Here is a 972-nt window from a genome sequence, read left to right as displayed (position 1 = left end):
CCGACGATCCCATGCTGCGACGGCGGCGCGCCGGTGAGGATCGAGGCCTGCACCGTGGACGTCACGGCAGGGAACACCGGTTGCAGACTGGCCATCTTGGCGGTCTTGAGCAGCGCGTTGATCTGCGGCGTCGCCTCGCCCAGCAGCGACGGCGTCAGCCCGACCACATTGATCAGCAGCAGCGGTTGCTCAGAGCGCATCGGCATACGCCTCCTGCATCAGGGTTTGCAGCAGGTTGCGCTGGCGCAATTGGCCCTCGACCCAACGCAGCTCGGCGGCGATGCCTTCCAGCTGCGCCTGTTGCGTTGTGGGCCGCAGTTGCGCGGGCAACACGCCCCAGCTGTAGGTTTCCACCTCCAGCACCGGGCGGAACTCAGTGTGGGCGGCCAGGTAGTCGAAGGTCTGGGCCAGGGCCGCCTGGCTGCCGCGCAGCTCGGGCAACAGCAAGTGTTCGCTGAACAGCGGGATATGGAAGTGAATGCGCAGTTCGTTGAACCCGGTGCAACCTTGCAATGCCGCCGGCAGATCGGCCCAGGCCACGCGACGGCCCTGTGCATCGAGTGCCTTGACCTGGTGCAGGTAGGTGGCTTCGGCAAAGCTTGCGAGGGTGTCGAGCACGGCTTCGCGTCGAACGGCATCGTCGGGCGGCAAGTGGCAGATCATCGCATTGGACAGCTGGACCTTGCCCACCGGCACGCCGGCGGCACGCAGCCGTTCCAGGGATTGATAACAATCCTCGAACATCACCGCTTGGTGGCACACATCAAAACACAGCGCCAGGTAGGCATGGTTCGGGTCCATGGCCTGCCGGTGCTGGAAGAATGCGAGGGTCTGCTCGGTGTTTTCCAGCACACAGTCGGGCTCCATCTCCAGGCAGAACACAATTTTCTTGCCGGTTTTGTGGTGCAGCGTGGCAAGTGCGGCTGTGAGTTGGCTGAGGTGTTCATCGGCGCGCAGTTGCCGCGCTTTGCT

Annotated in this window: 1 protein-coding gene and 1 pseudogene; both read right to left on the bottom strand. The window is 64.1% G+C overall.

What is annotated here, in order from left to right; translation table 11 throughout:
* A partial coding sequence (locus tag FEM54_RS33135; protein ID WP_138454345.1) for an alkaline phosphatase family protein occupies window positions 1-200 on the bottom strand: 200 nt, incomplete at its 3' end.
* A pseudogene (locus FEM54_RS33130) lies at window positions 190-972 on the bottom strand (metabolite traffic protein EboE); the annotation flags it as partial. The gene FEM54_RS33135 and the pseudogene FEM54_RS33130, both read right to left, overlap by 11 nt.

The sequence above is a fragment of the Pseudomonas edaphica genome (genome assembly GCF_005863185.1).
Lineage (GTDB): Bacteria > Pseudomonadota > Gammaproteobacteria > Pseudomonadales > Pseudomonadaceae > Aquipseudomonas > Aquipseudomonas edaphica.
Note: the sequence above shows the minus strand (reverse complement) of the source record. Positions and strands in the feature narration are given on the sequence as shown.